The organism is Streptomyces sp. NBC_00996, from assembly GCF_045162675.1.
In the GTDB taxonomy this organism is placed as follows: Bacteria; Actinomycetota; Actinomycetes; order Streptomycetales; family Streptomycetaceae; genus Streptomyces.
The window spans coordinates 101,533-125,793 of the sequence record NZ_CP108723.1 but is presented as its reverse complement, the minus strand read 5'-3'; the positions used below and the strand labels follow the sequence as shown (position 1 = coordinate 125,793).

Here is a 24,261-nt window from a genome sequence, read left to right as displayed (position 1 = left end):
TCCAGCACTAGTAGGCGCAGTTGGCTTCCTCGTTGAGTCGTTCGACGAGGATCATCGCCACATCGTCCGCCAGGCGGCCCTCGGCATGGCGGATCAATTGCAGCTGCAGTAGTCCCAGAAACACCGGTGGGGAGGTGCTGGCGGGTATCCCTTCCATGGCCCGCGGCAGGTCGAAGAAGTCGTTGTCGCGATTGCGGGCTTCGATCACGCCGTCGGTGTACAGCAGCAGCCGGTCGCCTGGGACGAAGGGATACCTCTCGGGCTTGGCGGGCGGATCGGTGATGAGATCTTCCAGGCCGAAAGGCGGCAGGGGGCAGGTGGGCATCAGGGCCTGGACCCTGTCCTGGTGCAGCAGCAGCGGAGGCGGATGGCCACGGTTGACCAGGTGCACCACGGGTCCGTCGGGTACCTGGGCGATGAGCGCGGTGGTGAATCCCTCCATCAGAGCTTCCTGATCGAACGCGCCTGGCACGGCGGCTTCCCGCTGCAGGGCAGCCGCGCAGTGGTTCGCGACCTCCACCAGCTCGTCCTCGTAGTGCACGGCCTCGCGAAAGGCGCCCAATGCCACCGCGACCGCGCGCACAGCATTGAGCCCCTTGCCCCTGACGTCGCCCACGATCAGCCGGACGCCGTACCGCGTGTGGACCGCCTCGTACAGATCACCGCCGATCTGAGCCCCCTCCTCGGCCGCGAGGCTCAGGCTGGCTGCCCGCACCGGGCCCAGCCGCGCGGGCACAGGCCGCAGAATGACGTCCTGCGCCGCCATGGCGACCCGGCGAACCTGGTCGAATTCGCCTTGCCGGTGCCTACGCGCCGCGATACTCATCGTGACACTGGCCAGCGACACCAGGAACAGCCCCAGCAGGTTACCGAAGACCTGATGGGTGCCCCATGCATGGTTGTAGGTGGCCGTGGTCACGTTGACGCCCAGAGCGGCGGCCGCCGCGGAGAGGGTGCCTTTGGGGCCCATCGTCAGTGCGGCCAGCGCCGGCACCGCGGTGAGGATGGGGCCAGTGACCAGAAAGTGTGCGGGTGAGACCTCGATACCGAGCACCACCAGCGCGATCATGAAGGGCGCACCCTGCGCGAGAGTGAACCAGACCCTGCTGTGGCCGCCCGCTCCGGGTAGAGGCGGTGAGAGGAACAGCGACCGCATGGGCATGGGTTAAGCCTGCCTCGGTGCAGCTCAATGCTCCACTCAGAGCCTCTTGCCACGGATCATGGCCCATAGAACGTTGGCTCGTCGGCGGGCGCGACACAGGAGGGCTTGCTTGTGGTTCTTGCCTTCGCCGCGCTTTCGCTCTGGTACGCCTTCGAGGCGGGACATGAACTGAGACTGGCCTGAGCAGAGAGGTGGAAGGCCCGCAGGAGACCTCGGTGGCAGCGCCGGGGACGGTGCATGTTGCCGCTGACGCGCCCTGAGTCGCGGGGCACGGGAGCCAGGCCCGCGAAGGCGGCCAAGGCCGTCCACAGTGGCGAAGGCTTCCAGATCACCGCCGGTGGCCGCGAGGAACTCCGCCCCGAGCATGCTCCCCACGCCCGGCATGCTACTGATCACTCGCGCATGCGGGTGCTGGCGACGCCGGGCCTCGATCAGAGCGTCGAGCTCGGCGATTTCCTCGTTGAGGGCCAGTTACCCCCTTCGCAAAGACGGGCGACCGTCATCGCGGCCAGCTTCTCGTCGGGCAGTGCCGTGTGCTGGGCCTGGGCCGCCTCGACGGCAGCGCGGGCGATCTCGGTCGCACCCCTGACCTTGCGGTTCTTCAGCCAGGTCGTGATGCGCCGGACACCCGCCCGGCGGATGGCCGCAGGTGACTGGTAGGCGGTCAGCAGCAGGACGGGCTCCTGGTTGGTCAGGGTCAGCGCACGCTCCAGAGCAGAAAGATCTCCAGGAGCTGGGCCCGCAGGCGGTTGACCTGACGAGTACGGTCACAGACGCCCTGCGGGACGCCATCGTCCGCCTGGTCCGCGCGCGGGAGGCCGGCGCGGACGCCTACGCGGGCCCGGTCTACTTCATGCTCCACGACGTGCCGAGTGAGGAGCGTGCCTGCGAGCTCGCCGCCGCCTTCCACGCCGCCCTGTACGGGGATCTGGAGCCGCTGCGGCGCGCGGTGCCCGGCTGTGCCGGCCTGGAGGAGTAGACGCTGGTTGAGGCCGGGGTGCGTGTGATGACGGCGCCGGGTGGCCCGGCCGCGCGCCTGTTCGGCGGTGAACCAGATCTTTCCGGAGCAGTCGAGCAGGTGTCGAGTCGTTCAAGGCGCGGAGCGTGCGATGGTTCATTCCCCCCGATGAGGACTACGCGCCCCGGGAGGGCAGCAGCCCGCACCTCGCCGAGCGCATGACCGATGTGGCACGCGGCTTTTTGTTGGTGCTGGCTCCTGACGGCGGCGCCCAGGCTGAGGCGGTGCTGCTGGTGGTGTGTCCCGGACGGCTGGTCGACAATGCGGTGCGGCACGGGGGCAGGATGACTGGCTTCGGGCTGAGGGCCGCAGCGGGCACGGTGACCGTCACGGGGGAGGACGCCAGCCGGGTGCCGCCGCTTCCGCGGCCGCCAGATGCGGCCAGACCGGGCGGCCTGGGCTGGGCCTTGGTGCAGGAACTGGCGATGGACGTGCACGTGAGCGTCGGCCCGCACGGGAAATCCGTGTCGGCCGTCCTGCCGCTGTCCCGTCCCGGGTACGGGCTCACAGCATGAGCACGACCGGAGGGACCCCCACGTGCGAGCCCACCGGTCCCAAGGTCGTGCTCGTGGTCAGGAGCAGGCCGACCCGGCAGCCGGGAGGTGGGCGCCTCGCCTGCCGCCGGTCGACTGGGGCTGAGGGCTGGCGGCCCTCAGGCGGCCGCATGCGAGCACCAGCACATCAGCGCTCCGATGTGGCCTGACTCGTCCCGTCGTCTGTGCTGTCGACCGGTCTGTCATTCCGGTGCTGCACGAGTCGCCGCTTCAGATGCCGCATGCCAAGGACGGTCGGGATGGCGGCCACGGCCGTGAGTCCCCAGGACAGCACCGGCGGCCACTGCGCGACGTCGGCGGGGATGATGGACGTTCCCCACATGCCCGCCGCCGGGAAGGTGACGGTGACGGTGGAGGTCTTCTGGACCCTGCCGCTGACCAGAGCCAGCCGCGCTTTCCAGGGACCGTCGGGCAGCCGGTCATCTGGATTCCTCCGTGGATACCCCAGCCTTCAGGCTGGGGAGGAAACGGACTCCGCGGAGCAGGGTAAGGGAAGGCGATTCGCCGCCAGGGCGGATCGTCGTTCACCAGCAACTGCCTGCGGAGGTAGTAGAGTTGCCAGGCCCGGCCGGTGATCACCAAGCTGGCCGGGCCTACCGCCGGGCTGGCGGGATGTCAGGGCTGTGGAGCTGGCGTAAGACTGCTGGGCGTGCCAACGTCCCCCGCCGTTGATTCGGGGCAGCTGCTGTCTGAGAAGCAGAAAGCTCAACCCGCGAGGGAAGAATCCCCCTGCTTCAACTGGGGGAGATGTCAACCAGCACGACCTTCACCGACCCGGTGTCGCCGAGGGCCAAAGTGGTACCTGCTGGCACGCGATACGGCCCCGCACGCAAACCCGCCGGTCCGTCGGAGAGCGAGAGATTGCCGGAGATTTCCAGCGCGCGTTCCCCGGTGTTGCGGACCTGGGCGGCGAGTTCGGGTCGGCCGTCGCGGGAGCGTCCGGAGGTGAGCTTCTCGATCGTGAAGTCCGAGGGTGGTTCACCGCCGGGGCCGATGTCGAGATACATGCGGACCCCGACCCGGTTGACCACCTGGATATTGCCTTGGCCGGTACTGGCGACCTGGGCCCAGACCACGCCGTACCGCTCGCCTCGCGAGGCCTTCGGCGGAACTCGGACGGTGATCCGCGCCCTTTCCTTGCCGTCAGGGGCGAGGGTAAGGGCGGGTCGGTCCACACCGTGGTCACCGTGACGATGCCGTTGTCCGTCTTGCCGTACCGACCCAGCTGTTGATTGCCACTCAGGATGGTGATGTTGAGGGGCGGAGGGTGCCACTCCGGATGAGCATGGCGATGTGATCGTTGCGGGTGGGTTGATCTCCGGAGTGCCGAGGGGCACGGTGACCATGTCTTGATCGGCAAACGGCCCTCCCGTTGTCGTTTGGTCGCGAAGCCGGGAGGGCCGTTCGGGTGCGCCCGGAGGCGCTTTGATCACCGTAGAGGTGGACGCCAGCGATGTCGAACGGCGTCTTGTGGCAGGCGAGTTGGAGTGCCCGGCGTGTGGCGGGAGCCTGACGCCGTGGGGGCGGGCGAGGCCACGCGGACTGCGCGGGGCCGGTGTGGGGCGCCTGGATGTACGTCCGCGTCGCTCACGGTGCTCGGGCTGCGGGGCCACCCATGTGCTGCTGCCGGTCAGCGGGTTGTCGCGGCGGGCGGACGTGGCCGAGGTGATCGGGGCCGCGCTTGAGATGAAGGCGGCCGGGGCCGGGCACCGGACGATCGCCGACCGGCTGGGGCGGCCGGCGACGACGGTGCGGGGCTGGCTACGGCGGTTCGCCGGCCGGGCCCGCCTGGTCGCGGGGGTGTTCACCGCCCACTTGGTCGCGCTCGCCGACGACCCGTCGGCGGTGCTGCCGGCGCCCGCGGTCAGTGTGTTCGGTGACGCGGTCGCGGCGGTGATCGCTGCCGCGCTGGCGGTGAAGGCCCGGTTCACGGTGATCGCCGCGCCGATCTGGGAGGTCGCCTCGGCCATCAGCCGTGGCCTGCTGCTGGCACCGGGCTGGCCACCGCCAGCGCGGCGGTAGTCGATCAACACGAGTTGGCCCTGACGGGCCGCGGTGGTGCCCGCCATGCTCGCTGGCTGACATGTCCGCAGCCTTTTTTGGAGGTCACCGACGATGGCTCTGGTCGATGAGGAGGAACGCCGGCGGGCCGAGCGGGCCCACCAGGTCGCGCTGTTCCGCTACCAGTTGATCCGTGAGGCGGCCGACCCTGCCCTCAGTCCGCGTCAACGTGGGGCGATGGTCCGGGAGTTGGCGGCAAGGACGCATACGGATCCGTTCGGACGGCAGATCACGGTGGGCCGGGGCACCCTGGACCGGTGGCTGAGGAACTGGCGCGAGGGCGGCTTCGACGCCCTGTTGCCGCCGACCAGACAGGTCACCCCCAGGACACCGGAGGAGGTGCTCGATCTCGCGGCGGCGCTCAAGCGGGAGAACCCCTCGCGCACGACCGCGCAGGTGGTACGGATTCTGACCCAGCACCTGGGCTGGGGCCCTTCCTGTCGCACCGTCCACCGGCATCTGGGCCGCCTCGATGGCTGTGACGTTGTTCAGCGGCCCCGGCATGTCGGCTTCGAACGGCCCCAGTTGATAGAGTTTTCGAGGCTTGCGGACGTCCTGAACTGGCCCCGCGGAATGGCTTGCGTGGGACCACCTGAGGCGTCTTGACACTGAGGCGACCAGCGGAATCCCTCCGCGTCTGTGATCTCGGGGTGGCAGGATCGGCTGATGGCTGTTGATCCGTTGCTGAAACAGGCCCAGCGAGTATGGGAAACGCTGGCTGCTGTGCCGGTGCCGTTTCCCCTGGTGGAGGGCTTGAACGTGGTCACGTCGCCCGCCTCGCAGCTGGCCCCGCCTTCATGGGCCGGGATTGTGGCGCTCGGCAACTCGGCGATCATTACGGCGCCGACCGACAGAGCTGTGCAGGTTTTGCGTCGGATCCTGGCCAGGATGCCGACCAGCTCACTGACGTCTCCAGAAGCGGTTCGGGCCGTATTGCCTGTGAATGAGGTGCTGGGTCCGGCGGTCTTGGGATACGTGTCACGTGACGGCTTCCGCCCGGCGCCGACTGACCGTTTCGTTGAACGGCTTACCCCCGGGCATCGGGACCTGATGACGTTGGTGAAGTCGGTGCCGCCTGAGGACGCCGGTGAGAGCGGGATGGACGAGGTCACCTCCGCTGCGTTCGTCGTGCGCAAGGGCGCGGACGTGGTGGCTGCGGCGGGGTTTCAAGCCTGGCCTGCGGCAGCCGCTCACCTCTGCGTGCTCACTGCACCAGGGGAAAGAGGCCGCGGGTTGGCGCGGCGGGTCGCTTCTGCGGCGGTGGCGCAGGCGCTCGACGACGGTCTGCTCCCGCAGTGGCGTGCCCGCCCGATGGCCTCCCGTAACGTCGCACGGGCGCTGGGGTTTCGCGAGCTGGGAAGCCAGCTCAGCATCCGCTTGGACCAGGCGCGGCTTTGCCTGGAAGGCTGACCAGAGCGTGTCACCCTGCGGCTTTGTTCTTCTGGGCTTTGGAGCGAGCGAGGCGATACGACTCGGTGCCGGTCTCGATGATGGAGGCGTTGAAGGTGAGCCGGTCCACGATCGCCGCGCAGAGCCGCGGATCGGTGAAGGTCCGACTCCAGCCGGTGAAAGCCTCGTTGGAAGCGATCGCGATACTGCTCTTCTCCTCACGCTCCGTGAGAACCTGGAAGAGCATTTCCGCGCCGCGGCGGTCGAGTTCGAGATAGCCGAGCTCATCGATTTCGAGCAGGTCGACGCGCCCGTAGCGGGCGATGGTCTTGCCCAGCTGCTTGTCGTCTGCCGCTTCAACCAGCTCGTTCACCAAGGCTGCCGCGGTGGTGTAGCGGACGCGGTAGCCGGCCATCGCTGCCGCGGTGCCCAGCCCGATCAGCAGGTGCGACTTGCCGGTGCCCGAGTCTCCGATGAGACACAGGGGGTAGCCCTTGGCGATCCACTCGCAGGTGGCGAGATTGTGGATCACTGCCGGATCGACGTTGGGATTAATGCGGTAGTCGAACTCCCGCAGTGACTTTTCGCGGGGAAAGTGAGCTGCCCGGATGCGTCGCTCGGCCCGGCGGCGGTCCCGGTCCTCGCACTCGGCCATCAGCAGCTCGGCGAGGAACCCTGCATAGGACAGGCCCTCGCGTTCGGCCCGGGCGATCGTGTCGGTGGCCTGGGCGCGCATGGTGGGCAGGCGCAGCAGTCGGCAGGCGGTGTCGATCGCCGCGTCGGATGCCTGTGCGGTCAGCGCGTGGTGGGCGGTGGTCATGAGGAGTCCTTCCGGCGAAGCTGCAACAGCTCGTCCCACTGCTCCAGGCGGGGCAGAGGACGCTGATCGGAGGGCAGAGCACGCGCGAGACGTCGCGACGTCAGCGGTGTGACCGGGGCTGGGTCCAGATCCAACGGCTCCGGGGCGAGGGGGCCGACGGTGACGGTCGGTGCCCGCCCGGCCGCCTGGGCCGCCTTGCGGGCCTCCAGCGCGATGACGTCCTCGTTGAAGGTGCCTGCCGCGAGGGCCGCGCGGATCCCGGTCACCACGTCGGCGTGCTGCTGGTGGCGGTGCAGCAACAGCACTTTGACGAGGGATTTCGTTCCTTCGATGTCTCCGAGGGCCTTCTTGGCCGCCGCCCAGAACGCTTCGTGGACGCCCGTGAACGTGCCTCCGGCGCGGGCCTGGTGGAGTGCCTCGGAGCGTTCCAGTGCTCCCGGCTTGGTCAGCAGGGCTTCCAAGTAGTGGTCCAGCACGAGGTGTTCGGCACCGCGATCGGTCAGCCGCCGGTGGCGGGCGATCTCCCGCCGGCCGTCATAGACGGTCAGGTCGTCGCAGGTGAGCGTGACGGTGACCCTGCGGTCGATGAAGCGGACCGGAACCGAGTACCGGCACATCTTCACGGTGATCATGCCGTAGCGGTCGACGCGGGGCGTGAGGGTGATGCCGGTGGCGAACGGATCGTCCGGCAAGGGCAGCAGATGGCCGGCCTCGCGGGCGAAGTCCTGCGCGATCGTCCGCATCCTCGCCCCGATCCGCCGCTCGTTCTCCTTCGCCTCGAACTCGGCCAGCCGGGTGTTGAGTTCATCCACGCTGTCCACTTGCGGCACCGGGGTGAGGTAGTTGCGGCGGAAATAGCCGACCTGGCCCTCGACCCCGCCCTTCTCGTGGGCGCCGCGCAGGCCCGGCTCGCAGTAGAACGGGGTGAATCCTTAGTACTCGTGGAAGTTGGTCCAGCGCGGGTTCTCCTCCCGCGAGCGGCTGCGGAAGACCACTTTCTTCACGGCCGGGGTGAGGTTGTCGTAGCGGACCTGACCGGCCGGCACGCCGCCCAGCGTGGTCAGCGCGTGGACGTGTCCCTCGAAGAACGCCTGCTGACCGCACGAGCGCGAGATGCGGTGCACGGCCTTGCCCGAATAGGCCAGCCGGAAAGCGAACAGATAACAACGGGTGCGCTGCCCGGCCAGGTCCACGTAGACGTCCCCGAAATCGACCTCGGCGTCCGCACCGAGCGCGTTGTGCCGGGTCACGAACGCCTCAACAGGCGCCCCCGCCTGGGCGGCGATCTCCTTGCGACGGGCCGCGACGAAATCCCGGACCGTCGGATACGGGACCGCCTCGCCGAACTCCTCCTCGATCCGCGCAACGATCCGCCGCACGGTGTGCCGCTGCTTGCGCGGAGCCTCCAGATCAGCCCGCAGCCAGGCGTCGACCGTCTTCTTGTACGGCTCCATCCGAGGTGACGTCCTCACCGCCCGGCGGCGTGGAGTGGGAACCGGCGAGGAGAGTGCCTCCCGTACGAGGCGGCGGTGAACGCCGTACTTCTTCGACAGAGCACGGATCGACAGCTGCCGCTGCCAGCTGTCACGCCGGATCCGGTCGAACAGCTCCTGCTTGGATAAAGACATCCGCGGCACCGCCCCTGCCAGCAACCACAGGAACCGTCTCACCGCAAGAACCGGGGTGGGGCCACTTTGCCCCGTCACCACCCCTCAATGCACCCGTGCGACCCATCAACTGGGGCCGTTCGAAGCCGACATGCCGGGGCCGCTGAACAACGTCACAGCCACGCCTCGATCTGCTGGACCGCCCCGACGGGCTGGCGCCGCCGGTCTTCGGCCGGTTCGAGGCCGACCACCCCAATGAGCTCTGGGTCGGCGATGCCTTGCACGGCCCGAAAATCGCAGGTCGCAAGACCTATTTGTTCGCTTTCGTGGACGACCATTCACGCGCGATGGTCGGGCACCGCTGGGGCTATGCCGAGGACTCCGTCCGCCTGGCCGCCGCTCTGCGGCCCGCCCTGGCCGTGCGAGGCGTTCCCGAAGGCGTCTACGTCGACAACGGCTCCGCCTTCGTGGACTCTGCCCTGCTCAGGGCCTGCGCGAGGCTCGGAATCAAGCTCATCCACTCCACCCCGGGACGTCCCGAGGGACGCGGGAAGATCGAGCGCGCCTTCAGAACGGTGCGCGACCAGTTCCTCGTCGAGGTGGACCCCGCCACGATTGCCGATCTCGGCGAGCTCAACCGTCTGTTCACGGCGTGGTGTGAGCATGTGTATCACCGGGCGGTGCACTCCGAGACCGGGCAGGCGCCGATGGAACGCTGGCTGGCCGGCTCTCCGTTCCCGCAGCCGACCCCGGCCCAGCTGCGGGAGGCTTTCCGCTGGCCGGAGCACCGCACCGTCACGAAGACCGCGACGGTGTCCCTCCATAACAACGTCTACAACGTCGACGTCGCGCTGGTGGGACGCAAGGTCGAGCTGGTCTTCGACCCGTTCGACCTGACCGAGATCGAAGTCCGCTTCCAGAACCGGCCGTTCGGCCTCGCCAGTCCGCACCGCATCTCCCGTCACGCGCACCCCAAGGCCAAGCCCGAACTCCCCAAGGCGCCGCCCGCGCCGACCACCGGCATCGACTACCTGCGGCTCGTCGACACCGCCCGGACCGCCGAACTCGGACAGAAGATCAACTACACCGCCCTCATGACCGATCAGAGCGACGAGGACCGGTGAGCAGCGGCAATCCGGTCCAGGAACGCATCTGCGACCTGGAGGACGCCGAGGCGGCCGCCCGCCGGCTGCGGGACCGGGCCCTTGACCTGGCACTTCGCCAGAGTCCTCACAAGGCCGGCCAGCCGCTGCCCGCGCTCGCGAAACGGGCGGTCTTCCTCGCCCTGGCCCTGCACGAACGCGCCGAGGCAGCCGCCCGCGAACTCGACGACTTCATCAACTACCTGGAAAGGGACATGAGTTGATTGACAAGATCCAGGGCTACTACGGGTTCACGGTCATGCCGTTCGGCAAGGACCTGGCCCCTGGAATGCTGCACCGGCACTCCTCCCACGCCCAGGCCGCGGCCCGCATCACCTGGTGCATCGGGGAACGCTGCCTCGGCGTGATCACCGGCGAGGTCGGTGCCGGGAAGACCGTCGCCGTCCGCGCGGCCCTCGACGCGCTCGACCACCCCAGACACACCGTCATCTATCTCCCCAACCCCGCCATAGGCGTCACCGGCATCCACCAGGCCATCGTCACCCGCCTCGGCGGGGTCCCCAAACCCCACCGCTCGACGCTGATCCCGCAGGCCGCGGACGCGCTGGCCACCGAACACGCCGAGCGCGGGCGGGTTCCCGTCCTGGTCATCGACGAGGCCCACCTACTGGATCACAAGCAGCTGGAAGCCGTGAGGATGCTCACGAATCACGACATGGACTCCACCAGCCCGCTGGCCTGCCTGCTGGTCGGGCAGCCCACCCTGCGGCGCAACATCAAACTCGGCATGCTCGCCGCCCTCGACCAGCGCATCGCGATCCGCTACAACATGCCGCCCATGACCAGCGAGGAAACCAGCAGTTACCTCGCCCACCATCTCGCCCTCGCCGGACGCTCCGACACCCTCTACTCCGACGACGCGATCACCCTGATCCACGACAGTTCCCGCGGCTACCCCCGCGCCGTCAACAACCTCGCCGTCCAGGCCCTGCTGTCCGCCTACGCCGACAGTAAATCCATCGTCGACGAAGCCTCCGCCCGCGCCGCCATCGCCGAAGTCACCGAAGAATGAACCCCATCGAGCACGGCGCCATGGCCATCCAAATGACACCGTGAGCATCAAATGCCCTGCCGGACTCCGTCCGGCAGGGCATTCTCATCGCGCCGCATGCTCACCTTGAGTGGCAACCCCATGCTCATCTTGAACGGCACTCAACAACCCAGCCACTGCCGGCCCACATGCGCGGTCGCCGTGCTGTCCTTGCGGTCCCCGGAGTCGTCGATCACGATGACCCCGCTGTCGTGCGGAGCCGTCGCCCGCTGCTCGCGCAGCAGCTCAAGCCGCCGGTCGTTGACCTGCCTTCCAGGGGGACTCGGACAGGAAGAACTGCAGCCGCTCACCCCCGGCATCCCCGCACCGGCCACCGGCTCCGCGCCTGCCAGGCAGGTGATCGTCTTGTTCCGCTCCCGCGGTGCCAGCAGCCCGGTCAGGTACTCGCGAAAACCCCGCCGTTGAGCCAGGCTGAAGAAGGGGTCGTCGAACCGGGCCGCGTACTCTTCCAACGGCCCCGGCGGGGGCGGACACGGACGGCGAGCGGCCATCTGCAGCCCCCAGCAAGGCAGTTGACTCCTACCACCGGCCTACGACCAACCCCACCTGCCGTCGACCCACACCAACCGCCGAATTTAGAGGCCGCGCAGATAGGCGCGGGGCGCCCCGTCAGGGAAGCAGGCACAGATTCTTGGTGATCCTGGAGTTGCGACGCTCTGTGATCACCGGGGAGACCTGTGCCTGTCCTGCCATCGTGGCTGACCGAACCGCTCTGGGACCAATTGCCGCGCTGTTGCCTGAGCGGCTGGCTTACGCTCCGACTCATCCGCTGGGCTGCCATCGCCCACGCATCAGCGACCGGATCTCTACCAGACGACCGGGCCGGTCTTGTCGAAGAAGCCGCCGGTCGGGCCGTCGGCGCCGATCGAGGCCATGCGGACGATGATCTCCGCGCCCTCCTCGATGGTTTGGGTGCCCGTGTGGCCGTTGAGGTCGGTGGCGGTGTAGCCGGGGTCGACGGCGTTGAACCGGATGGCGGGGAAAGCCTTGGCGTACTGCGAGGTGACCATGACCAGCGCGGTCTTGGAGGAGTTGTAGTCCAGCGCCGTTACCTGGAACTCCACCCGGCTGGGATCGGCGCACGCCGCCAGCGAGCCCAGACCGCTGCTGACGTTGACGACGACCGGGGCGTTGCTTGCTTCCAACAGCGGCAGGAAGGCGTGCGTGACGCGCACGACGCCGAAGACGTTCGTGTCGTACGTGGTCAGCATGTCGGACCCGGTGACCTCGCCGACCCGACCGAGCTTGCGCGCGCCCACGATCCCGGCGTTGTTGACCAGGACGTCGAGGCGGCCAGCGTCCGCGCGAACGAATTCAGCGGCGGCTTTGACGGAATCCTCGTCGGTGACGTCGAGCTGAAGGAAGCGGGCGCCGAGCCTCCCGGCCGCCGTTCGGCCGCGGTGGGCATCGCGTGCCCCGACGTAGACGGTGTGCCCGGCCCCGATCAGGCGACGAGCCGTCTCGAAACCGAGGCCCTTGTTCGCTCCAGTGATCAATGTGGTGGTCATGCGCTCACTCCGGTGATCGGTGGATCGGTGATGTCTCCACCGTCGTCGCACCGCAGACGAACAGGCAGTGCCCGCCTTAGCCAGTGGACCAGCAGTACCAGGCTGTCCGGGCGCGGTGGCCGGATACTGGGACGGTGAGCGAATCCAGGGAACTGGGCAGAGCCCTGCATGGCTGGCGGGACCGGGTCGCCCCCGCTACGGTCGGGCTGCCCGCGGGCGGGGTACGTCGGGCCGCCGGACTGCGCCGCGAGGAACTGGCCCAGCTCGCCGGCCTGTCGGTGGACTACATCACCCGCCTGGAACAGGGCCGGGCCACTTCCCCGTCGGTGCAGGTCCTGTCCGCGCTGGCCCGCGCCCTGCGGCTGTCGGCAGCCGAGCGCGAATACCTGTTTCTCCTCGCGGGGCAGCCGGCGCCGGGCCCCGGGCAGCTGTCGGCGCACATTCCACCGGGGGTCCGAAGGCTGCTCGACCAACTGGACGGCTCACCGCTGAGCGTGCATGACGCCGCATGGAACCTGATTCTGTGGAACCCGTTGTGGGCCGCCCTGTTCGGAGACGCATCCGCGCTGCGCGGACGCGAGCGCAACATCGTCTGGCGGCACTTCGCCGGTCTGCCCAGCCGGGTCGGCCACACCCCCGAGCAGGAGGCCCGGTTCGAGGCGGCCGTGGTCGCCGATCTCAGGGCGGCGACCGCCCGCTACCCCGCCGATGCCGACCTGCGCTCCCTGATCAAGGACTTGCGGGGTGTCAGCACCGACTTCGCACGCCTGTGGGATACGGGCATCGTGGGCGTCCACGAGTCGGACACCAAGACCGTCCATCACCCCGATGCCGGCACATTCACCTTCGACTGTGACGTGCTCGTGGCTCCCGGCAGCGATCTGCGCATCGTCGCCTATACCGCCGCCCCTGGCAGCGACGCCGCCGACCGGCTCAGGCTCCTCAACGTCATCGGCACCCAGGCCATGACCGAAGACAGCACCCCGGGATAGCAGTCGGCGGGCGCACTCCACCCCCATGGCCCGCAGCCCGGCGCACCGACCACCGACGACGGCTCGCTGTCGACGCCGACGAGAGGTCCCCAGATAGGCGTGGTCTCATGGGCGGCGGATCGGGCGTTCGTCCCAGCGGTGGGTGGTCCATGCCCGTCGGATCAGGCTACGGACGGTGATGATGGTGTCGGCGAGGTCGAAGAAGGCGTCGATGACAGTCGGCCGGCGCTCGTAGCAGCGGGCGAGGCGGTAGAAGGCGTTCTGCCAGGCGTGGGCCCTTTCGACATGCCACCTCTGACTTGCCTGGATCGGTGCTTTCTCACCCTTGTGCGCGATGCGGCCGTGCAGGCCGCGCTCGTCGAGCAGGGCGCGGGTCTTGTCAGAGTCGTAGCCGGCGTCCAGGTGCACGGTGACGTCGTCGGGCAGCGGTCCCAGGTCCTCCAGGCGGTCCAGGGTCGGGGCGAGCAGGGGCGAGTCGTGACGGTTCGCTCCGGCCAGCACGCGGCCCAGTGGGATGCCATAACCATCCGTCATGCCAGAACGCTTCAGACCCTGTTTCCCGCGATCGACCGGCGATCGCCCTGCGACCTCTCCGCCGCCGGGGGCTTTGGTGATGGAGCCGTCAACGGCGATCTGGTCCAGCACGAGGCCGACGATGCGGTCGTAGGACGCCAGCGCGATCTGCTTCAGCTTGGCGAAGATGCCCAGCCCGATCCACTCGTCGCGACGGTTGCCGTGCCCGTCGCTGGCGACGCGGAGGGTGAGAGGTGGCCCAACAGCGGTACCTTCTCGTCCTCGTGGCCGGGGGGAGGGAACGTCATAGTGTCAGTGGTGAACTATGGCCGTTTCAGCGAGCGCCGTTCCATCAAGCGTGAGATCAGGGAAGTGCGGGCGCGCTTCGACGCGGGCGACAAACGCGTGGCGTACCGGCTGGGTGAATTGCTGGCAAAGGTGGGCCGCAGCGATGAGTTGCGGGCCCGGGCCGAGGCGGGCGACAGTTATGCGGCCGAGCATCTGGGGCGTTTGCTGGCAGCGCAGGGCCGGATCGATGAACTGCGCGATCTTGCTGACAGCAGCGACTCACACATCGTCTCCCAGTTGCTGCACAGCACGCTGGCGGTGCAGGGCCGCCTCGATGTACTACAGGCCCGCGCCGAGGCCGGAAACGGCTACGCCGCCAGGACGTTGGTGACAGCGCTGGTCGACGCTCGACGCTTCGACGATGCCGTCGCGGTAGAGGCACGTTTCGATGCGGCCCACACATCTCCCCCCCCGACGCAGGTGTTCTCGGCCTGCTCGTCAGCCTTCTGATCGGCCACGGCCGTGTGGAGGAGGCTCTAGACATCCAACGGGCCCGTGCCGACGCCGGCGACAGCGACACCGCCGAACGACTGGCTTTCCTGCTGCTGGAACACGGCCGTCTCGACGAGCTGCGGACGCGTGCCGACACCGGGGACAGTGACGACGCCCGGGAAGCGGCTTGTGATGCCCTGGCCCGCATGCTGGCGGAGCGGGACTGTGTGGAGGAGTTGCGGGCCCGGGCCGACGCGGGGGACAGTTACGCCCGCAACGACCTGATTTTCCTGCTCCGGGAGCGCAGTACGGGAGAGTTGCGGGCCCTTGTCGACGACGGTGACACGTACGCCGCCATCGCACTGGCCCGTCAGCTGGAGAATTCGCGCAGTGACCGCGAGGTGTCCGCGTTCATCGATCTGCTCGCCGAGCGGGGCAGTATCGACCAACTGCGCGCTCTCGTCGGCGAATCCGATCTCGCTGCTTACAGACTGACCCGTTTGTTCACCGACCAGGGCCGTGTCGACGACGCCATCGCCGTATGGGTCGACCGCGCCGAGGCGCGGCCCGGGGACCACGCGCCTGCTTACCGGCTGGCTTGCCGAGCATGGCCGGATCGACCAGCCGCGGGCGCGCGCCGACGCCGCCGACGCCTACGCCGTTTCTCGCTGGCCGATCTCCTGGCCGAGCAGGGACAGGTGGACGAGGCCATCACCCTCCTCCAGGCCCACCCCCACTCTCCCGACAGACTCGTCAAGCTGCTCCTCGATGAGGACCGCATCGACGAGGCCGTCGCCGTCCGACGGGCTGCTGCCCGAGTTCCCGGCGCCCGGGAATCACGCGACCAGCAGAATGCTCGCATAATGGCGGAAATGAGTCATTTCGATGAGCTGTGCGCGGCACTGAAGAGCGACCTGCACGGGGACTTCCGGCTGGCTCACCTCCTCGTCCAGCTGGGTCGTGTCGAGGAATTGCGCTTCTTCCCCGACACCGGGGACGTGGCCGAAGAGCAACGGGAGGTCCAGGCCGCTCCCCCTTGCAGGGACGCGGACGCAACGGAGCCGCCTTTCGTCTCCGGCACCGGTCGCTGACGGTCGGCAAGAAGGGCTATGGCTGCGACCTCCGGGTGCGTCACGCCCTGGGCGTGTCGGCGGACCGAGCGGCTGCCGACCTGTGCCTCGGTCGGCTCGGGCGCGGTGGGTGAGTTGGACGGCCCGCTCCACGGCCTGGGCGTGCAGCGGGTACAGCCGCCTGGTGATCTCGCGTGCCACGCGGCGGGCGCTGCTGGCGGTGTCGCCGATCGACGGCGCGCTCATCTGGGTCTCGTCCGGAACCGCCGCGTAGATCCTCATTCGCGGGACACTGTCGTCGGGCTGGCACAGGCGCGGGGGCTTTTCAGATCAGCGCCGCGCAGATTGGCGCCGGCCAGAACGACGGCGCCCAGACTGGCGTTCTCCGTGGATACCCCAGCCTTCAGGCTGGGGAGGAAACGGACTTCGCGGAGCAGGGCAAGGGAAGACGATTCGCCGCCAGGGCGGAGCGTCGTCCACCAGCAACTGCCTGCGGATGCAGTAGAGTTGCCAGGCCCGGCCGGTGATCACCAAGCTGGCCGGGCCTACCGCCGGGCTGGCGGGATGTCAGGTCTGTGGAGCTGGCGTAAGACTGCTGGGCGTACCAACGTCCCCCGCCGTTGATTCGGGGCAGCTGCTGTCTGAGAAGCAGAAAGCTCAACCCGCGAGGGAAGAATCCCCCTGCTTCAGCCGGGGGAGATGTCAAACAGCCTGTGAGGTGGCCCGGATACCGTCGCGGGTTGGAAGGCCGGTGCACGGCGAGAGAGCACACTGATGATCCGGCCTGAGAGCCTGTCGGCACGCACAGGAGTCACACTCCTTCTCCGTCGGTGCCCGTGGAGTCGGCGGCCTTCTCCGGCGCGGCTGGCTCGCTGCCTGCCGCAGTGCCTGCCAAGGCCGGTGGCCCCTGCTCCCGCCCGGCACGCGCACTGGCCTGCCCCGGTTGCTGGAGTGCTGCCATCAGATCTTTTCCAGCACCAGGGGCGCAGCGGCCCCCGCCACGACTGACAGCCACGGCGAAGCCGCGACGGCGAGGTACTCACGATGGCCGCGGCCACACCTGCCCCCTCCGTGATCCGCGCACCGGCGATGGTGTAGGCCCGCAGCCCCGGCGCGGGCAGCTTCTCAGGGCGGCTCCGCCCCGGGGGTGCGGAGCCGCCCTGCGGTCGGGTGTCAGCGTGCTGGCCCCCACCAGCCAGGGGAGTTTCCTCCATCGCCTCGCAGCGATGATGTAGTCGAGGGCCTCCATGGCGAACCCGCCAAAGGCTCCCCACAGCACGCCTTCCCAAATGATCACGGCGGCGAAGATAGTGAAGCCTGTGGCCATCGCGGACGGATGACGGAACCTGGCCGGGAAATGAGCGAAGTTGCCCCGTCGCGCTATAAGCGATCAATGGAGCACGCGATCCCAGCTCATGAAGTTCCGCTGCCAGCCGCGCCTGCTCTGTTGGGCTTACCCAAGCGCACGCGTACGTGGGCCAAGGACCGGCTGAGCGACGGCTCCTGCTGACGTGCCCCCCGCTCGGCGTCATCGCGCATCCTCGGCGGCCGATCCGCGTGGTGTTTGTGCCCCGGCCTCCGGGCCGTGACGGCCTCGCCCCTGCCCGCGTCGTTGTTCGAGGTCGATTACCCCACCGCCAGACACGCGGAAATCTATGTTGGCTGGAGTAGACATTGGGCCGGTGGTCTGGTTAGGGTTTCTCTCGTAGCCGAGATCAACGGGGCCTGGCAGAGACGAACTGCCGGCCAGCAGTACACGCAGTTGCAGTGCGCAGGACGGTGCGGTGGTGGAGTCGCGAAGCCAGGGATGTTGCAGGACGGCGACGGGACTGACAACCGGACCGGGTGGCCCGCAGTGATCAGGGGCCGCCGTGAGCAAGTCCGCAGTTAACGCAGTGGCATTACCCGTAAGTGCAGTTCGCAGTACCCAGCAGTGAAGTCAGTGAGCAGCACCTCGGTGAAGGCGTCGGCTGCGGACGCGCGCACCGGGAAGTTCGGCAGTGGGGTTCTAAGCCAGAGCAGACGCAGGACGGGCGACGGGGCTGGCTGCCGAAGAGTGGCGCTGTCGCAGGCCACTGAGCGGTTCGCATCACCAGCAGTACGCAGTAGAGCAATACCAGCAGTACGCAGTCCCCCGTTTGGTAAGTAGTTGAACACCGAGGGAAGAACGGAGGAGCGGAGCGCCATCAGGATCGCCCGGGCAGAAGTCTTGAGCCCGGGTACCGCAGGACATCGATAGTGAGGTGGTCTTCGGTCAAGCAACCGCGATCCCCGCACCCCCGACAGCATCTGGGTCGGGTCTACGGAAACAGCAGGCCGGCGCAGTACCAGGGCCGGCAGATGGTGTAGCAGTTCCTTCGGGGCCCTGGCGCCAATGGCGCCAGGGCCCCTCCACGCGTTCCACAGAGAGGTGCAATGACAGCAGACGACTCGTACGGCCGTCTTGATGACGACGACTACCCCGCCTACACCATGGGCCGGGCCGCCGAAGTGCTCGGCACCACCCAGGGCTTCCTCCGCGCCATCGGCGAAGCCCGCCTCATCACCCCGCTCCGCTCCGAAGGCGGACACCGCCGCTACTCCCGCTACCAACTGCGCATCGCCGCCCGCGCGCGGGAACTCGTCGACCACGGCACCCCCATCGAGGCCGCCTGCCGCATCGTCATCCTCGAAGACCAGCTCGAAGAAGCCCAACGCATCAACGCCGAATACCGCCGCGCCGCCGACCCAGCGAACCCAACGTCCGCGGCCTGAGGCGGCCAAGAAGACCTGCAACTCCCCCAGGAGCTTCGCAGCTGCCGCCCACGCTGTTGCCCGGAACGCAAGCGTTCCGGGCAACGTCGTTTTTTGCGGACACCAACGGCGACCGTCGCATTGGCTGCGGCACAGCACCCTCCGACCGTGGCCGCACTGCCGCAGCCCAAAGCGTCGATTCCACAGTGTGTCGCGCCCATCAGCATGCGGCAGGGGCCAGGAAGCATGGGGACCTACAGAAGGAACCGCCGGGCGGAGTTGTGGCCGAGCCCTGTGATCACAGGCTGGGCCGCTCACGTGGCGGGTTCACCACCAAGCTGCACGTGGCTGTCGAGCAGGGCCAAAAGCCCATGTCGATCGTGGTGACGGCCGGGCAGCGCGGCGACTCGCCGCAATTCGAGCCCGTGCTGGAGAATGTCCGCGTACCCCGCATCGGTTCGGGCCGGCCACGCGTCCGCCCCGATCGAGTACGCGCCGATCGGGCGTACTCCTCCCGCAAGAACCGCGCCTACCGCCGCCGTGGAATCCGCTGCACCATCCCATACAAGGCTGACCAGGCCCGCAATCGCAGGAAGCTCGGCTCCCGTGGCGGCCGACCGCCGCGTTTCGACGCGGTGGATTACCGCGAGCGCCATGCGGTCGAGTGCGGGATCAACCGACTTAAAAGGCACCGGGCAGTGGCCACGAGGTACGAGCTCTCCGTCCGCTACGAGGCGACTGTGCTGGTCGCAGCCGTGAACGAGTGACTGTGACCAGCACCGTCGCAACAGCCCTCAGACGACGTCGAATTCGTTGCCCTCGGGGTCCTGCATGGCGGCGGCGTAGAGCCCCATGTCCGGCTCATCCTTGATCCGCAGCACGGTGGCACCAGCTTTGACCAGCTGTTCCACCGCAGCCTTGACCCGCTGTATGCGGACGTCCAGTGGGACGTCACGGCCCCCGCCGACCTTCAGGTCGAAGTGCCACCGGTTCTTGGCGACCTTCGGCTCTCCGGAACCTGCTGGAACCACACCCTCGGTCCACGTCCCGCAGGATCGATGATCGACTCCGGAATGTCCCCGGCATCGGCCGGCAACTCTGCCTCGGGCACCCCCATGGCCGCCCAGTAGGCACGCCAGGTGGCGTGCCCGCCCGGCGGAGGCTCAGGCACGTAGCCCAGGGCCTCGGCCCAGAAGGTCACCATTCTCTGCGGATCGGAGCAGTCGATCGTCAGCTGCACTGTCATCTCCATGATCAGAGCATCCCAGGCAGGTCTGCAGAAGATCCACTTTCGCAACAGGCCCTAGATTAGGCGCCCGTCGGTACTGGCAGAGGGCCCCACTCAAACACGGTGCCGCTGAACGTCGCACCGGCGAAGCCGACCGTGCCGCCGCTGAACGTCGCCTCGACGAAGAGGACTGCGCTGCCGCTGAACGTCGCGCTGTTGAAAGCGACCGTGCCGTCGCTGAACGCCGCCCCGCCGAAGTGGACCGTGCCGCTGCTGAACGTCGCGCTGTCGAAGGAGACCGTGCCGCTGCTGAACGTCGCGCTGTCGAAGGAGACCGTGCCGCTGCTGAACGTCGCGTCGACGAAGAGGACTGCGCTGCCGCTGAACGTCGCGCTGTTGAAAGCGACCGTGCCGTCGCTGAACGCCGCCCCGCCGAAGTGGACCGTGCCGCTGCTGAACGTCGCGCTGTCGAAGGAGACCGTGCCGCTGCTGAACGTCGCGTCGACGAAGAGGACTGCGCTGCCGCTGAACGTCGCGCTGTTGAAAGCGACCGTGCCGTCGCTGAACGCCGCCCCGCCGAAGTGGACCGTGCCGCTGCTGAACGTCGCGCTGTCGAAGGAGACCGTGCCGCTGCTGAACGTCGCGTCGACGAAGAGGACTGCGCTGCCGCTGAACGTCGCGTTGCCGAAGCCGACCGTGCCGCCGCTGGCTCCGGAGCAACAGGTGGCGTTAACACGCCTGTTAGGCGAGCCGGAGTCGGTAACGGACTGGCGTGACCAGCATCCGGACAGCGTCGACATTCTCGTGGTCAGCAACTGCGGCGACCAGCCGGTGGTAGGCAACCAGGTCTGGCATTCCGATCGTTCCATTCCGCCCCGCCCGGCACGCTTCACCATGCTGCGCGCCGAGACCGTACCCAGCAGCGGCGGGCACACCCAGTTCGCGGACATGGCAGCCGCGTACGAGACGGCGCCGGCCGGGTGGGCCGACGCCCTGGCAGACGCGGTCGGAGTACACACCTGCGACACCATCGCCCACCTTCGGGCTCGCATCCACGGCAAACCCCTCGAATCCCATTTACACCGAGCGGTTTCCTCCGGTGCGCCACCCGATCGTGCGCCGCGATCCGGTCACCGGCCGGCGGGGATTCTTCCTCAATCAACTGTGCCTGCAGCGCATCGAGAACACCACCTGCCGACGGTATGCGGGGCCTTCGGTGGCGGAGCTGCACGAGCACGCTACCCAGAACCGTTTCGTCTATGAGCACCGGTGGCAGCGCGGTGACGTGGTGATCTGGGACCACGCCCGGATCCTGCACCGCGCAGCCCGCCTGGAACCCGGAATGGCCCGGGTACTGCACCGCACCACCACCGCCGAACCGGACGTGCACAGCGACGAGCAGCCCCCGCACCGGGCCGGACATGTACCCAGCGGGCGGACACGCGCATGACGGCGACTGCGCTGGACCGGATGATCGCGCTTCAGGCCGCAGCGGTCGAAGAGATCGCCACCAGGGACTTGTCCGCCCAGGCCGAGACCCTGGCCAAGGCACGCCGGGTCGTACGGGTCGGCGCCGGCACCGCTCAGCACGCCGCCGAACTCGGCAGCATGCTGCTGCAGAACGCCAAGATCGACGCCCGCTGGTCGCCGGCCACCACATGGACACGGTGGAACCGCGCACGACCCGGCGACGCCCTGATCCTGCTCAGCCACACCGCCGGCACTGCACATGTACGGCGCGCTCGCCAGCAGGCGCTGCACGAGTCGCTCCCGGTGGTCTCCATCACCGGAAAGGGATGCGGCTGGCCCGAAGCGATCGAGGCGCAGACCGGCTACCCGATCCGCTCTGGCTGGCGCACGCTCGGCGAGGCGCGCCCGCTGCCACTCCAGCACTCCGAGGCTGGAGTGGTAGGACGTCACCCGCTCGGCCACGCCGGCGGTCCGGGCGGATTCCATGAACACGGCCATCTTGACCGCGCTGTCTTTGCCGCCGCGTCCTCTACGCCACCGGCTCCCGGATTGTGGAGGCCGCCGACAGGAGGCAGGGTGGTCCTGAGACTCTCTGTGCGAGGCAGAAGGCGTACGCCTGTCACGGATGCGGGCTGTGCCTTGACTCCATTGTGAAGCAAGTTGTGTGAGCCCGGCACCGACGAACTCGGTCATCGCCGCGGTGGCCGACGCAAGATCGTCCATTCCAGGCAGGCTTACGGAGGTGCATCACAGTGTCAGAGCAGAACCCAGTGCACGCGAACCCTGCCGAGGGGCACGAGGTGTCGTTGCCGCCCGAAGTCAAGTTGCTGCAGGAAGTCACTCCGCCCTTCTTTCCCGAAGGTGGTTCGGGAATGACCATCCTCGTCGAGTGGCCTCCCGGTCACCCCGGGCTCCCTCCGCACCGCCACTCGGGCCCGTCGTTCGGCTACGTGATGGAGGGCGCGGTCCGGTTCGAGCTCGAGGGTGAGCCGGAGCGTGTGGTCGACGCCGGTGGGACGTTCTGGGAGCCGGGTGGTGATGTGATCCACTACCAGGACGGCAACGCCCTGTCGGACGCACCGACCAAGTTCGTGGTGACCATGGTGTGCGCGCCGGGTCAGCCGATGCTCACGTTGGTCGACGAGGAGGAGCTGAAGGAGCGGGCGCACCTGCGCGCCCTACGTCCCTCCGAAGACTGACCCGCGAGTTCGATACGGGAAGGCGGAGCACGGGCCCCTGACCCCGGCGCCGGGCTCCGCCGGCCACGCGGTTGGACGGCTTCGTGCGGCTCGCCGTGCGCGGCAGGAGCCGACGCGCTTCCTACCTTAATTCGGCTGGGGTGTCTCGCTCACGGTGACCTCGTCCCCGCGCGAGGGGATCAGTCGAGGATACCGAGCTGAGTGTCGGGCCGGCAGTGGGTGCAGGCAGGCACACCGTTGGCGAGGGCGCGCAGGGCCTGCTGCCGTCCGACGCCCTTGCTGCGTTTGCCGGCCATGTGGCAGCCGCCGACGTGGACGTACACGGCGGGCGAGTGCCCGTCGAGGCTGCGCTCGATGAGCCAGTCCGGCTTCGGCGGACGTGCCGCGATACCGCGCCTGCGCTCCGCCTGCTGCCGCTCCTCGTCGGCGATCCACCGCTGGGTGCGTTCGAGGTCCTTCTCGGACCCGGTCGCGGAGGACAACGAGTGCCGCAACAAGGCGGTCGCCGTCCTCCGCGCGGTGCATACAGCCAACCGGTTTACCTCATGGAGCGGTTCAGCCGGTGAAGGCCGCCGTGCCGTTCGGGACGCCGAGGCCGGTCGGGCCGTCGTACCCGGTGGCGCCGGTGCACAGGTACGAGCCGGAGCAGCTGCCGTTCGAGCCGCTGGTCACGTCGTAGAGCGCCGAGGTGTGCGCGTAGGGGAACGACGCCGGGTACGAGCCGGAGGACGGGGTGCCCGCCAGCGCGTAGGTCGCCGCGATCAGCGGGGCCGAGGCGCTGCTGCCACCGAAGACCATCCAGCCGGTGGCCTGCCGGTAGCTGTCGTAGACCGCGACGCCGGTGTTCGGGTCGGCGACCGCGGAGACGTCCGCGACGGTCCGCTTGGCGCAGCCGCTGTCGGTCTGCCAGGTGGGCTTGGCGTCGTATGAGGAGCAGCCGGAGCCCGCTCCGCTCCACACCGTGTCCGTCCAGCCCCGTGAGGTGGACGAGGTGTTCAGGGACGTACCGCCCACGGCGGTCACGTACTTGGACGCGGCCGGGTACTCGGTGCCGTAGCCGTTGTCGCCGGAGCTGACGGTGATGGCGACGCCGGGGTGGTTGAAGTACGACGAGTCGTAGGTGGAGTCGCTGGAGGACTCGCTGCCGCCGTAGCTGTTGGAGACGTACTTGGCGCCCAGGCTGACGGCGGTGTTCACGGCCGTGCCGAGGTTCGTCATGGTCGCCGAGCTGGCCTCCACCAGAAGAATCTTGCAGTTCGGGCAGGCCGCGCTGACCATGTCGAGGTCGAGGGATATCTCCTCGGCCCAGCCGGAGTCACCGCGCGGATAACCGGTGCCGCCGGTCTGGTTGACCTTCTTGAAGCAGCCGTTGGCGGTGGTGCAGGCGGGCAGGCCGTACTGCGAGCGGTAGACGGCCAGGTCGGCCTCGGCGTTCGGGTCGTCGTAGGCGTCGACGATGGCCACGGTCCGGCCCGAACCGCCGCTGGAGGAAGGCAGGTTGTACGCGGCCTGCAGTGAGGTGGGGCCGTAGCCCGACGGGGCGGCGGCCGCCGTCAGGTCGCTCTCGGCGTGCGCGGACTTGGGGGTGCCCGCGGTGACGTGCAGCGCCTTGCACGCCATCACGTTCTTCTGCGTCGGGGTCGCACAGGAGTGGGCGACGGTGACGCCGTTCGGCGACGGTGAGGCCGAGGGCGCCGCCTGGCCGGCCGGGGCGGCCAAGGCCAGAGCAGCCGTGGCCAGGGAAGCCACGGCGGTGAGAGAAATGGTTCTGCGCAACGTAATTCCTCCGAGAGGTGGGTGAACCAGGGGAGACATGCGGGTGCGCTGGACGGCCGGGACGCGGGATGCGTGTCCCGACCGGCGCAAAACCTATGAGTGGCTGGAACATGCCAACAAGAAGATCATTGAAGCTGTGACTACCCTTTGTTGTTCCTGGTCAACTC

The 24,261-nt window shown here is 68.5% G+C and carries 23 protein-coding genes and 6 pseudogenes; 18 read left to right on the top strand and 11 right to left on the bottom strand.

Going from position 1 to position 24,261, the window contains the following annotated elements; translation table 11 throughout:
- Positions 1–7: 7 nt before the first annotated feature.
- The gene (locus OG390_RS00575) at positions 8–1,069 is read right to left on the bottom strand and encodes a PP2C family protein-serine/threonine phosphatase (protein WP_406164479.1); all 1,062 of its coding nucleotides are present in this window, start codon (positions 1,067–1,069) and stop codon (positions 8–10) included.
- Between the two features lie 129 nt (positions 1,070–1,198).
- Positions 1,199–1,937, bottom strand: a pseudogene (locus OG390_RS00570) (transposase); the annotation flags it as partial.
- A gap of 78 nt (positions 1,938–2,015) precedes the next feature.
- Between OG390_RS00570 and OG390_RS00565 the strand changes: the two are divergent.
- The gene (locus OG390_RS00565) at positions 2,016–2,141 is read left to right on the top strand and encodes a hypothetical protein (RefSeq protein ID WP_406164478.1); all 126 of its coding nucleotides are present in this window, start codon (positions 2,016–2,018) and stop codon (positions 2,139–2,141) included.
- A 125-nt stretch (positions 2,142–2,266) separates the two neighbouring features.
- Entirely contained in the window at positions 2,267–2,695 is a 429-nt protein-coding gene (locus OG390_RS00560) for an ATP-binding protein (protein WP_406164477.1), read from the top strand.
- Between the two features lie 773 nt (positions 2,696–3,468).
- Here the strand turns inward: OG390_RS00560 and OG390_RS00555 are convergent.
- Positions 3,469–3,909 (bottom strand): hypothetical protein, encoded by a 441-nt coding sequence (locus OG390_RS00555; protein ID WP_406164476.1) that lies wholly within the window; start codon positions 3,907–3,909, stop codon positions 3,469–3,471.
- A 442-nt stretch (positions 3,910–4,351) separates the two neighbouring features.
- Here OG390_RS00555 and OG390_RS00550 point away from each other — a divergent pair, with 442 nt between their 5' ends.
- The 3 genes from OG390_RS00550 (at position 4,352) to OG390_RS00540 (ending at position 6,205) form a co-directional block, all read left to right on the top strand.
- Complete coding sequence (locus OG390_RS00550; RefSeq protein ID WP_406164475.1) at positions 4,352–4,756, top strand: helix-turn-helix domain-containing protein; 405 nt, start codon at positions 4,352–4,354, stop codon at positions 4,754–4,756.
- Positions 4,757–4,849: 93 nt separating this feature from the next.
- The gene (locus OG390_RS00545; RefSeq protein WP_406164474.1) at positions 4,850–5,401 is read left to right on the top strand and encodes a helix-turn-helix domain containing protein; all 552 of its coding nucleotides are present in this window, start codon (positions 4,850–4,852) and stop codon (positions 5,399–5,401) included.
- Between the two features lie 60 nt (positions 5,402–5,461).
- Complete coding sequence (locus tag OG390_RS00540; RefSeq protein WP_406164473.1) at positions 5,462–6,205, top strand: GNAT family N-acetyltransferase; 744 nt, start codon at positions 5,462–5,464, stop codon at positions 6,203–6,205.
- A 10-nt stretch (positions 6,206–6,215) separates the two neighbouring features.
- On the opposite strand, the gene istB is transcribed toward OG390_RS00540, so the two are convergent.
- Positions 6,216–7,004, bottom strand: a complete 789-nt coding sequence (gene istB / locus OG390_RS00535) for an IS21-like element helper ATPase IstB (RefSeq protein ID WP_406164472.1) — start codon at positions 7,002–7,004, stop codon at positions 6,216–6,218.
- Positions 7,001–8,632, bottom strand: a pseudogene (istA, locus tag OG390_RS00530) (IS21 family transposase). Before istA ends, istB begins: the two are co-directional and overlap by 4 nt.
- Before the next feature lie 170 nt (positions 8,633–8,802).
- Here istA and OG390_RS00525 point away from each other — a divergent pair.
- From OG390_RS00525 to OG390_RS00515, 3 genes are read left to right on the top strand one after another with little or no spacing between them, the layout of a single operon-like run.
- Positions 8,803–9,735: a DDE-type integrase/transposase/recombinase gene (locus tag OG390_RS00525; RefSeq protein ID WP_406177435.1), complete on the top strand. Its 933-nt coding sequence runs from the start codon at positions 8,803–8,805 to the stop codon at positions 9,733–9,735.
- Positions 9,732–9,977, top strand: a complete 246-nt coding sequence (locus OG390_RS00520; protein WP_406164471.1) for a hypothetical protein — start codon at positions 9,732–9,734, stop codon at positions 9,975–9,977. The genes OG390_RS00525 and OG390_RS00520 overlap by 4 nt, the downstream gene beginning before the upstream one ends.
- Complete coding sequence (locus tag OG390_RS00515; protein WP_406164470.1) at positions 9,974–10,786, top strand: ExeA family protein; 813 nt, start codon at positions 9,974–9,976, stop codon at positions 10,784–10,786. The genes OG390_RS00520 and OG390_RS00515 overlap by 4 nt, the downstream gene beginning before the upstream one ends.
- A gap of 140 nt (positions 10,787–10,926) precedes the next feature.
- Here the strand turns inward: OG390_RS00515 and OG390_RS00510 are convergent, their stop codons facing one another.
- Positions 10,927–11,277: a transposase gene (locus OG390_RS00510; protein WP_406164469.1), complete on the bottom strand. Its 351-nt coding sequence runs from the start codon at positions 11,275–11,277 to the stop codon at positions 10,927–10,929.
- 225 nt (positions 11,278–11,502) lie between these two features.
- Here OG390_RS00510 and OG390_RS00505 point away from each other — a divergent pair.
- Positions 11,503–11,630: pseudogene (locus OG390_RS00505) on the top strand (IS5/IS1182 family transposase); the annotation flags it as partial.
- A gap of 1 nt (position 11,631) precedes the next feature.
- Here the strand turns inward: OG390_RS00505 and OG390_RS00500 are convergent.
- Positions 11,632–12,333 (bottom strand): SDR family oxidoreductase, encoded by a 702-nt coding sequence (locus tag OG390_RS00500; protein WP_406164468.1) that lies wholly within the window; start codon positions 12,331–12,333, stop codon positions 11,632–11,634.
- A gap of 134 nt (positions 12,334–12,467) precedes the next feature.
- Here OG390_RS00500 and OG390_RS00495 point away from each other — a divergent pair, with 134 nt between their 5' ends.
- A complete protein-coding gene (locus tag OG390_RS00495; protein ID WP_406164467.1) occupies positions 12,468–13,325 on the top strand; it encodes a helix-turn-helix domain-containing protein in 858 nt (285 codons plus the stop codon).
- 105 nt (positions 13,326–13,430) lie between these two features.
- Here OG390_RS00495 and OG390_RS00490 read toward each other — a convergent pair.
- A pseudogene (locus tag OG390_RS00490) lies at positions 13,431–14,054 on the bottom strand (IS5 family transposase); the annotation flags it as partial.
- A gap of 596 nt (positions 14,055–14,650) precedes the next feature.
- Between OG390_RS00490 and OG390_RS00485 the strand changes: the two are divergent.
- The 4 genes from OG390_RS00485 (at position 14,651) to OG390_RS00470 (ending at position 19,188) form a co-directional block, all read left to right on the top strand.
- On the top strand, positions 14,651–15,709 hold the full coding sequence (locus tag OG390_RS00485; protein ID WP_406164466.1) for a hypothetical protein: 1,059 nt from the start codon (positions 14,651–14,653) through the stop codon (positions 15,707–15,709).
- A gap of 109 nt (positions 15,710–15,818) precedes the next feature.
- Entirely contained in the window at positions 15,819–15,962 is a 144-nt protein-coding gene (locus tag OG390_RS00480) for a hypothetical protein (RefSeq protein WP_406164465.1), read from the top strand.
- Positions 15,963–18,103: 2,141 nt separating this feature from the next.
- On the top strand, positions 18,104–18,442 hold the full coding sequence (locus OG390_RS00475; protein ID WP_406164464.1) for a MerR family transcriptional regulator: 339 nt from the start codon (positions 18,104–18,106) through the stop codon (positions 18,440–18,442).
- A 56-nt stretch (positions 18,443–18,498) separates the two neighbouring features.
- Complete coding sequence (locus OG390_RS00470; protein WP_406164463.1) at positions 18,499–19,188, top strand: IS5 family transposase; 690 nt, start codon at positions 18,499–18,501, stop codon at positions 19,186–19,188.
- A gap of 27 nt (positions 19,189–19,215) precedes the next feature.
- Here OG390_RS00470 and OG390_RS00465 read toward each other — a convergent pair.
- Positions 19,216–19,673 (bottom strand): annotated as a pseudogene (locus tag OG390_RS00465) (VOC family protein).
- Between the two features lie 99 nt (positions 19,674–19,772).
- On the opposite strand from OG390_RS00465, the pseudogene OG390_RS00460 reads away from it, so the two are divergent.
- The 4 genes and pseudogenes from OG390_RS00460 to OG390_RS00445 all read left to right on the top strand — a co-directional run.
- Positions 19,773–20,615, top strand: a pseudogene (locus OG390_RS00460) (TauD/TfdA dioxygenase family protein); the annotation flags it as partial.
- 133 nt (positions 20,616–20,748) lie between these two features.
- A complete protein-coding gene (locus OG390_RS00455) occupies positions 20,749–21,099 on the top strand; it encodes a TauD/TfdA dioxygenase family protein (protein ID WP_406164462.1) in 351 nt (116 codons plus the stop codon).
- Positions 21,096–21,773, top strand: coding sequence for an SIS domain-containing protein (locus tag OG390_RS00450; protein ID WP_406164461.1), 678 nt, complete (start codon positions 21,096–21,098; stop codon positions 21,771–21,773). Before OG390_RS00455 ends, OG390_RS00450 begins: the two co-directional genes overlap by 4 nt.
- Before the next feature lie 146 nt (positions 21,774–21,919).
- Positions 21,920–22,318, top strand: a complete 399-nt coding sequence (locus tag OG390_RS00445; RefSeq protein WP_406177433.1) for a cupin domain-containing protein — start codon at positions 21,920–21,922, stop codon at positions 22,316–22,318.
- 179 nt (positions 22,319–22,497) lie between these two features.
- Here the strand turns inward: OG390_RS00445 and OG390_RS00440 are convergent, their stop codons facing one another.
- Both OG390_RS00440 and OG390_RS00435 read right to left on the bottom strand, forming a co-directional pair.
- Complete coding sequence (locus OG390_RS00440) at positions 22,498–22,800, bottom strand: DUF6233 domain-containing protein (protein WP_406177432.1); 303 nt, start codon at positions 22,798–22,800, stop codon at positions 22,498–22,500.
- A gap of 73 nt (positions 22,801–22,873) precedes the next feature.
- Positions 22,874–24,133, bottom strand: a complete 1,260-nt coding sequence (locus OG390_RS00435) for a peptidase S8 (protein ID WP_406164460.1) — start codon at positions 24,131–24,133, stop codon at positions 22,874–22,876.
- Between the last annotated feature and the right edge of the window lie 128 nt (positions 24,134–24,261).